The following is a 7,781-nucleotide window of genomic DNA, read 5'->3' on the forward strand; positions in this document are numbered from 1 at the left end:
GGCAATCCCCACCCCCGCCGCCGCCATTATCAGGCACCAAAATTGACCAGCGGTTAGTGGCCCGATGTAACCATCCTGCGGGTCGCGTAAAAATTCGACGCAAAACCGGAACAGGCCATAAAAAAATAAAAAGCCGCAAAACACAATGCCGTGCGGCAGGCGTAAGGATAGGGTCGATGCGCCCTTGCCCTTTTTAAAATTTTTTGCCAAGTGGTTTTTATAGCTGGCCAAAACGTGAAGTAGCGCGAATAAAATCAACCCCTCAAACATTGCCTCAAAAAGTTGGCTGGGGTAACGCGGTTGGTCATCGACCAGCGGGAAGACCACGCCGATTTTTGCCCGCCAAAAATCATTGGTGATGACGCGGCCAACTAGCTCGCCATTGATAAAATTGGCCAATCGACCAACGAACAATGCCATCGGCACGGCGCGTGTAAAATTATCGACGAATAACCATGGGTCGATTTTTTTCTGGCGACAAAACCATAGCGACGCAATAAACAACCCGACGGCCGCGCCGTGAAACGCCATGCCACCCTGCCACACCGCAAACCATTGCCACCAATCAACGGGCGATAGGTGAAAAAAATAATCGCGATGGTAAAGCAAAATAAACCCCAAGCGGCCACCGACCAGGGTGGCCAAAATACCATAGAATAAAAAATCGTCCCAATCTTTGCCCGCAAGATTTGGCATTGGCGCGGCGCGTGATGGTTGTTGCGCCATGACGGCGCGGGTTTGGTTGTAACAACGCGGCACCCAATAACGGCAAAACAAAAACCCAGCCATATAGGCCAAGCCATACCAATAGATCGGCCAACCAAAAACATGGAACGCAATGGGGTTCAATTGGTGGAGGTAGGCCATGGTGGTTAGCGTTTCATGGGGGTTGGTTTTAAAAAATCGTTGATGTAAAAACCCACCGCGGTGGCAACCGGCGTTGGTTTAAAACCAATCAATTGCCGCAAGCCGTCAATCACGGCGCGGGTATGGTTTTGGTAATGTTGCACCAAATCGGCTGGCGTTGGGATATAATCGATAGTTGTGCCGCTGGCCGCGCGCGGCAGGTGCGGCAACATGAATGATACCAATTGGTTAAAACTGGTGGCCTGGCCCGACCCAACATTAAAAATGCCCGATGATTGATATAGAAAATCCTTATCGTCTTGCTTGCTCGATTTGTGGCTGTAATAAAATTGCAACAATTTTACCATGACGCAAATGCAATCCATCACCCAAACGAAATCGCGGGTTTGTTCGCCGTTTTTTATTGCCCGGTCGGTTGATGAAAATAATTTTATTTTTTGCGTGTCATAGGCCTGGTTATAAAATCGTGGGATAACCGACGATTGCGCCCCCTTGTGATATTCATTGGGGCCAAACACATTGAAAAATTTTAAGCCGGCAAAAAACGGCGGCGTCAATGGTGTCTTGCTTTGGTTGACCGCTTGGTCTTGCTTGGCGGCCATGACCTGCAAATCAAACAGGTGTTTTGACCGGCCGTATAAATTAAGCGGCTTTAGTTTTTCCAAATCGGCCAGGGTGGTTGGCTCGGCAAAACCGGCTGACCCATCGCCGTAGGTCGCGGCGGTCGAGGCATAAATAAGCGGTATGCCCCAATCGATTGATTTTTGCCACATGGCCGCGCTGAAGTCGGTGTTTTTGGTCAGGACGATGTCTTCATCACTGCTCCGCGTGTCGCTGACCGCGCCAAGATGCACAATGGCGATGATATTTTTTTTGTGATAATGACTGCGGGTTAAACCCAGCAATTCATCGGGGGTGATAATCGGCGGCAGGGGTAGGTGTTTGGGAAAAACCCGCGACAACAAATAACGTGGTTTTGGTTTTAACATCGATGGCGCGGCGGGCGGCAGGCATTTTACATTGTTTAATTTTTCGTCGCTGGCGTCATCGACCAGTAAAATATTTTGACCAGCGGCCATAAAAAAATTGGCGAGGCAAGAACCGATAAACCCCAAACCACCAGTGATAACGATGAACCCGTTTTTTTTTTGCCAAGCGAGGGGTTGAGAAAAATAAGGGGCAAATTGTTGCGATAGGTTAACCATGGTAAAAACTATAACATCAAACTACAAGCCATAAAATAAAAACGTCCCAAATTAATCTTCTCAATTTAATGCCATTTCAATGTTGCCAACCGAAATGGTGATTAAAAACCGGCGATATAAAATCGCTGTAATCAACAATGATGCAATAAGCCCGATACCAGACCAGCCCGAGGTTTAATAACCTTGGCGCGCTTTGTAGCGGGGATTTTTTTTATTGATAATATAAATCCGGCCACGGCGTTTTACCAATTGGCAATCTTTGTCGCGGTTGCGCAGTGTTTTGAGCGATGATGTAACTTTCATGTAACCTCTATGGCGTAAAAAACCCAGCTTGTCAAGTGTATGTTTGACGTTGTTTTTTTTTATCAGCTGTTAATTAGGTAAATACCATCATTCCCAATATGCAACCGACTGGCGGCGGTGGCGGTTTTCGCCAGGTTATAAAAATCGGCCGGCGTGATGGCCAGGCAACCTTCGGTCTTGGCAAATTCTCCATTGCCCATATCGCGCGCCAGGTGAATAAAAATCGCACTGCCGCGACCGGCGACAATGGGGTTCATGTTGTAATCCAACACCGCCAGCAAATCGTAAAGATGGTCGTCGCGCCATAATTTTTCGTGCGACAGGGGATAATGGCGCGCCGATAATAATTTGTTATAATCGGTCGAATTGGCGTCGTCGACCCAAATATCATCTGGCGCAATGGCGCGGCAGGGCAGGGTGGTTTGCGGCGCGGCCACGCGGTCGGCGCGATACATAATGGCGGTGATGGCAAAATCGCCCAGGGGGGTTATGCCGTCGCCCTCCGCCCTTTTTACCCCCATGCCGCCGCGACCGATTGCCAAGGGTTTAAGGGCGAGCGGTGTTACGCGCAAAATTTGGTTGGTCGTTGATTGATTATTGTCGGTCATTTTATTTTGTGTTGCGATTATAAATCTGTTACCATGATAATACAATTGGCAAAAACAAACCTTCAAAAAAATAGAAAGAAAAAAAAATGATAAAAGTCGGCGATAATGTTGAAAACGAAAAAATCACGGTGGTCGGAAAAAATGGTGGCGAGGCCGCCATGCTCCATGAATTATTGGGCAAGCGCACCGTGCTGTTCGCCGTGCCCGGGGCATTTACCCCGACCTGCGCCATGAAGCACCTGCCGAGTTATATTAACAAGGAAAGCGAATTGCGCGCCAAGGGGGTTGATAAAATCCTGTGCCTGGCGGTGAATGATGTGTTTGTTATGCAGGCGTGGGAGAAAGCCGAAAATTCCGCCGGCCATCTAACCATGATAGCCGATGGGTCATGCGCCCTGACCCAAAAATGGGGATTGACGTTAGATTTAATCGCCGCCGGTTTGGGGGTGCGTTCCGAACGTTACGCCATGGTGCTTGACGGCACAAAAATCACGCATTTGTTTGTCGAAGGCCCGGGCGAGTATAAGGTCTCCTCCGCCGAGCATGTGCTGAGTCAAATTTAAGCCCAAGGTTAGTCCCAAAATTAATCCCAAGTTTAGTCCCAAGGTTAATCTTTGTCGGGCTCATCCCCCAGCCATTGCTGAATCATTTTGCGTTGGATTGGTTTTTTGGTGCGCAGGGAAAAATCGTCAAGCCGCGCCAGCAATTGGTGAAGCCCGTCGTGGCTACGTGGTGCATGGCGCAGGATGCTGGCGATGATTTTATCATCGACCGCCACCTGGCGTTCGGCAAAAAAACCGAACATTTGCGCGCGCAACGATTCATCGTCGGCCAATAATTCCACCCCCGCCACCAACGACAGGCGCGACGCCAAATCTGGCAAAATAATTTGACGATGTTGTTGCAACAACCAAGGCAATGGCCGTTGCGATAACAACAACAATTTTGGCCGCGCCGATTTTGGTTGGTTAAAAAAATGGCACAATCCCTCGGCTGACGCCGCCGATAATTGCGCCAGGTCATTATCGACATTATCCCAAATAACCACCTGGTCGGGGGGCAGTTTTTCCTGGCCCAAGCCGGCCAAGTTATTTTTGTCGATAATCCGGCCAATATGGCGGTGGCGTTGCGCACCGGAATCAGGCGAAGCCGAGGAAGCCGAGGAAGCAATGCGCGACGCCGGGTCGAACAAATACCAGGCGATGAAACTTTTCCCCGAACCCTGGCCGCCGACCAGCGACAGCACGCCGTCTTGCCATTGTTCCGGCCGTTCAAGCAGGGCGATGGTATCGGCATTTTGCGCCGATACAACCAGCGGCAGTTTGTGCCAACCGGTTTTTTTTGGTAAGGGAAGTAATAGTTGGGTTGGGGTCATTGCTGTTAGATTGGTGCATTGCGGAAACCCGTCGCTGGGGTCTTCCAAAGAATCCTTTAAAAAGAAATCGCTGGGCCAGCCTTAACAAAAAAACATTTTCTTTTCAAAAGAATCCTTTTATCAAGCAACATGACAAAAAACCCCGACGCCCCTAACAACGCGCCAAATGATGCCCCTAACGACGCCCTCAACGACGCCTATGCCCGCGCCGGCGTTGATATAACCGCCGGCAATGATTTTGCCGACGCCATCGGGGTGATGGCGCAAAAAACCCACCAACCATTTTTACGCGCCGGCATCGGCGGTTTTGCCGCGGTGCTCGATATGGCGAAAACCGGTTTTCGCGACCCATTGTTGATGTTGTCATGCGACGGGGTGGGCACAAAATTAGACCTGGCGATTGCCCACAATCATTTTGCTGGCATTGGGTTCGATTTGGTGGCCATGGCGGTGAATGATATTTTGGTGCTGGGGGCGACACCCTTGGCCTTTTTAGATTATTACGCCACCGGCAAATTGGACAGGGCGGTTGCCGAAAAAATTTTGGCCAGCATCGTTGCCGCCTGCGCCACCGCCGATTGCGTTTTGGCCGGCGGCGAAACGGCGGAGATGCCCGGGTTTTACGACGGCGGCAAATTGGATTTAGCCGGTTTTGTCATGGGGGCGGTCGAACGGGAAAATTACGACAAACGGCCGGCGGTGGTGGCGGGCGATAAATTGTTGGGGCTGGCGTCATCTGGTTTTCACAGCAATGGGTTTAGCTTGATAAGGCAGATGTTAAAAACCCATAAGATTGATGAGCGGGCTGTCGCCCCCTATAAAACAAAATCATCGGCTGAGAATTTGGCGCATGACCTGCTGACCCCGACGCGGATTTACAAAAAGATATTTGACGCGATTGGCGGCGACATCAGCGCGGCGGCGCATATCACCGGTGGCGGTTTGTTAGAAAATCCGCCACGGGTGTTTGGCAAAAACCTATCGGCGCATATTGCAAAATCATCCTGGGCAATGCCCGAACAATTTCGCTGGTTGCAAGACCTGGGTAAGATAAAAGACGACGATATGTTCCGCAGTTTCAATTGCGGCATCGGCATGGTGTTGATGGTGGCGGCTGATAAGGAAAAAATCGTCAAGGATAAATTACAAAAAATGGGCGAGGCGGTGTTTGACCTAGGTATGGTGGAAACAAAAAAAACGCCCACCGCCCCATCGGTGGTGATAGAATAATCAACATAAGACCATATAATGCCATGACGGATAAGACGCGGGTTATGATATTATTGTCGGGGCGCGGCAGTAATTTCATCGCCCTGGCCGATGACATGGCGGTTAACCCGCATCACCAAATTATTGCCGTGGCCAGCGACAACCCAAAAGCAACAGGATTGGATTACGCCCGCAAGAAAAACATTCCGCTGTTGTTGTTGGATTATAACGCCGGGCGCGCCGCCGCCGAAAAAACATTGCAAGAATTTATCGCCCGCGAACAAATATATTATATTTTGCTGGCCGGTTTTATGAAAATCCTGTCGCCGGATTTTGCGCGCCAATTTAAAAACCGCATCCTGAATATCCACCCGTCATTATTGCCGAAATACCCCGGGCTTGACACGCACCAGCGGGCGATTGCGGCGGGTGATAAGGAACATGGTTGTTCGGTGCATATTGTCGATGAGACGTTGGACGGCGGGCCGTTGTTGGCGCAACGGGCGGTTCGCGTTTTGCCGAACGACACGGCGGGTTCGCTGGCCGATAAGGTATTGGCGTTGGAACATGAACTTTACCCTTTCGTTTTACAAAATATCGAAAGCTTGATAAAGCAAGAACATGAGCAATAACAATATCACGCCCACCATAAAAAACATTGGCGTTATCGGTGCCGGACAAATGGGGCGCGGCATTGCGCAGGTTTTTGCCACCGCCGGTTTTGCGGTCATGTTGTGCGACAGCAACGATATTGCCCTGGCCACCGCACAGAAAGAAATAGCTGGCTCCTTAAAAAAATTACAAGAAAAAAACCTGTTGGCGGCGCAATCGCCCGATGACATTGCAAAAAAAATTACCTTCAGCCAAGATATGAATGGCCTGCAAGTGTGCGATTTGCTTATCGAGGCAATTATCGAAAACCTGCCGGCCAAGGAAAAACTCTACGGCCAACTAAAAACCATTTTGCGCGATAGGCCCAATGTTATTGTCGCCAGCAACACCTCGGCCCTGTCGATTAAAACCCTGCAGGGTTACAGCCCAAGCGCGCAGAATTTCCTCGGCATTCATTTTATGAATCCGGCACCGCTGATGCCGCTGGTCGAAATTATCACCACCGATGAAACCGCCGCCGGCCACGCGCCAATGATAAAGGACATCATCGAAAAAAAATTGGCGAAGCAGGCGGTGGTGTTGCGCGACACGCCGGGTTTTGTGCTGAACCGCCTGTTGGTGCCCTACCTTAACGAGGCGGTGAAATTATTGGCGGCCGGCGTGGCCAGCCGCGATGATATTGATAAGGCGATGATGCTCGGCGCGGGTTATAAAATGGGGCCGCTGGCCTTGCTCGATTTCATCGGGCTTGATACCTGCGAATCGATATTGCACAGCCTGGCCGACAACAGCGGCGAAGAACATTATCGGCCGGCGGCGATGCTGAGCGATTTGGTGAAAACTGGTCACCTTGGCCGAAAAACCAAGAAAGGTTTTTACGATTATTAAATCGCTATAAAAAAATGGATAAAAAAACCATTTCTGCCTTGCTCGATTGGTTTTACCATAACGCGCGCAACCAACCGGACGCGCCATATCAATTATCGTGGCGCAAAATAAAATCATCGCAAGACCCATGGGCGGCGTTGGTCAGCGAGGTCATGTTGCAACAAACCACGGTCGCGACCATTGCCAAACGATTTCCGATTTTTATGGCGCAATTCCCGACGCCGCAAAAAATGGTGGCGGGCGGCATTACGGCGGTGCTCGACGCTTGGGCGGGTTTGGGTTATTATCGCCGCGCCCATAATTTATTTGCCGCGGCGCAGATGGTGACCAACCAATGGCATGGCGTTTGGCCGCGCACCGCGCCCGAAATAAAAAAATTGCCCGGGGTGGGCGATTACACCGCGCGGGCGATTGCCGCCTTATCCTTTCAACAAAAAACCATTCCGCTGGACGGCAATATCATTCGTGTTTTATCGCGTTTTTTAAAAAAAGATTTAAGCCAAACCACCGCACCGACAATAAAAAAACTTTTGGCGAGCCCGCCGTTAAACATAGACGCGGTAGGGCAGAATCCATTGCCCTCAAGCAACGAAGTGGTAGGGCGAACCATATTGCCCTCAAGTAACGAAGTGATAGGGCGAACCATATTGCCCTCAAGTAACGAAGTGGTAGGGCGAACCATATTGCCCTCAAGTAACGAAGTGATAGGGCGAA

General features: G+C 50.3%; 10 protein-coding genes. 5 read left to right on the plus strand and 5 right to left on the minus strand.

Features of this window, described 5'->3' with window-relative positions; all coding sequences use genetic code 11:
- The 4 genes from lgt to QM529_04650 form a co-directional block, all read right to left on the minus strand.
- A partial coding sequence (gene lgt / locus QM529_04635) for a prolipoprotein diacylglyceryl transferase (protein ID MDI9313944.1) occupies window positions 1-867 on the minus strand: 867 nt, incomplete at its 3' end.
- A 5-nt stretch (window positions 868-872) separates the two neighbouring features.
- The gene (locus QM529_04640) at window positions 873-2,072 is read right to left on the minus strand and encodes an NAD-dependent epimerase/dehydratase family protein (GenBank protein MDI9313945.1); all 1,200 of its coding nucleotides are present in this window, start codon (window positions 2,070-2,072) and stop codon (window positions 873-875) included.
- Window positions 2,073-2,246: 174 nt separating this feature from the next.
- The gene (ykgO, locus tag QM529_04645) at window positions 2,247-2,375 is read right to left on the minus strand and encodes a type B 50S ribosomal protein L36 (GenBank protein ID MDI9313946.1); all 129 of its coding nucleotides are present in this window, start codon (window positions 2,373-2,375) and stop codon (window positions 2,247-2,249) included.
- 62 nt (window positions 2,376-2,437) lie between these two features.
- Window positions 2,438-2,983, minus strand: coding sequence for a L,D-transpeptidase family protein (locus tag QM529_04650; protein MDI9313947.1), 546 nt, complete (start codon window positions 2,981-2,983; stop codon window positions 2,438-2,440).
- Window positions 2,984-3,069: 86 nt separating this feature from the next.
- On the opposite strand from QM529_04650, the gene QM529_04655 reads away from it, so the two are divergent.
- Entirely contained in the window at window positions 3,070-3,546 is a 477-nt protein-coding gene (locus QM529_04655) for a peroxiredoxin (protein ID MDI9313948.1), read from the plus strand.
- 44 nt (window positions 3,547-3,590) lie between these two features.
- On the opposite strand, the gene QM529_04660 is transcribed toward QM529_04655, so the two are convergent.
- The gene (locus QM529_04660; GenBank protein MDI9313949.1) at window positions 3,591-4,358 is read right to left on the minus strand and encodes a hypothetical protein; all 768 of its coding nucleotides are present in this window, start codon (window positions 4,356-4,358) and stop codon (window positions 3,591-3,593) included.
- 129 nt (window positions 4,359-4,487) lie between these two features.
- Between QM529_04660 and purM the strand changes: the two genes are divergently transcribed.
- The 4 genes from purM to QM529_04680 all read left to right on the plus strand — a co-directional run.
- Window positions 4,488-5,588 carry a phosphoribosylformylglycinamidine cyclo-ligase gene (gene purM, locus QM529_04665; GenBank protein MDI9313950.1) on the plus strand — a complete coding sequence of 367 codons (1,101 nt, stop codon included), beginning with the start codon at window positions 4,488-4,490 and terminating at the stop codon, window positions 5,586-5,588.
- A gap of 23 nt (window positions 5,589-5,611) precedes the next feature.
- The gene (gene purN / locus QM529_04670; protein MDI9313951.1) at window positions 5,612-6,199 is read left to right on the plus strand and encodes a phosphoribosylglycinamide formyltransferase; all 588 of its coding nucleotides are present in this window, start codon (window positions 5,612-5,614) and stop codon (window positions 6,197-6,199) included.
- Window positions 6,189-7,067, plus strand: a complete 879-nt coding sequence (locus QM529_04675; protein MDI9313952.1) for a 3-hydroxyacyl-CoA dehydrogenase family protein — start codon at window positions 6,189-6,191, stop codon at window positions 7,065-7,067. Before purN ends, QM529_04675 begins: the two co-directional genes overlap by 11 nt.
- Before the next feature lie 14 nt (window positions 7,068-7,081).
- Window positions 7,082-7,781, plus strand: a 700-nt coding sequence (locus tag QM529_04680; protein MDI9313953.1) for a hypothetical protein, incomplete at its 3' end; no start/stop codon positions are given.

The sequence above is a fragment of the Hydrotalea sp. genome, from assembly GCA_030054115.1.
In the GTDB taxonomy this organism is placed as follows: domain Bacteria; phylum Pseudomonadota; class Alphaproteobacteria; order JASGCL01; family JASGCL01; genus JASGCL01.

Bases quoted from the DNA above. Each gene is read 5' to 3' on its own strand.
- QM529_04640 (MDI9313945.1), bottom strand. From the start codon at position 2,072: ATGGTTAACCTATCGCAACAATTTGCCCCTTATTTTTCTCAACCCCTC.
- ykgO (MDI9313946.1), bottom strand. From the start codon at position 2,375: ATGAAAGTTACATCATCGCTCAAAACACTGCGCAACCGCGACAAAGAT.
- QM529_04650 (MDI9313947.1), bottom strand. From the start codon at position 2,983: ATGACCGACAATAATCAATCAACGACCAACCAAATTTTGCGCGTAACA.
- QM529_04655 (MDI9313948.1), top strand. From the start codon at position 3,070: ATGATAAAAGTCGGCGATAATGTTGAAAACGAAAAAATCACGGTGGTC.
- QM529_04660 (MDI9313949.1), bottom strand. From the start codon at position 4,358: ATGACCCCAACCCAACTATTACTTCCCTTACCAAAAAAAACCGGTTGG.
- purM (MDI9313950.1), top strand. From the start codon at position 4,488: ATGACAAAAAACCCCGACGCCCCTAACAACGCGCCAAATGATGCCCCT.
- purN (MDI9313951.1), top strand. From the start codon at position 5,612: ATGACGGATAAGACGCGGGTTATGATATTATTGTCGGGGCGCGGCAGT.
- QM529_04675 (MDI9313952.1), top strand. From the start codon at position 6,189: ATGAGCAATAACAATATCACGCCCACCATAAAAAACATTGGCGTTATC.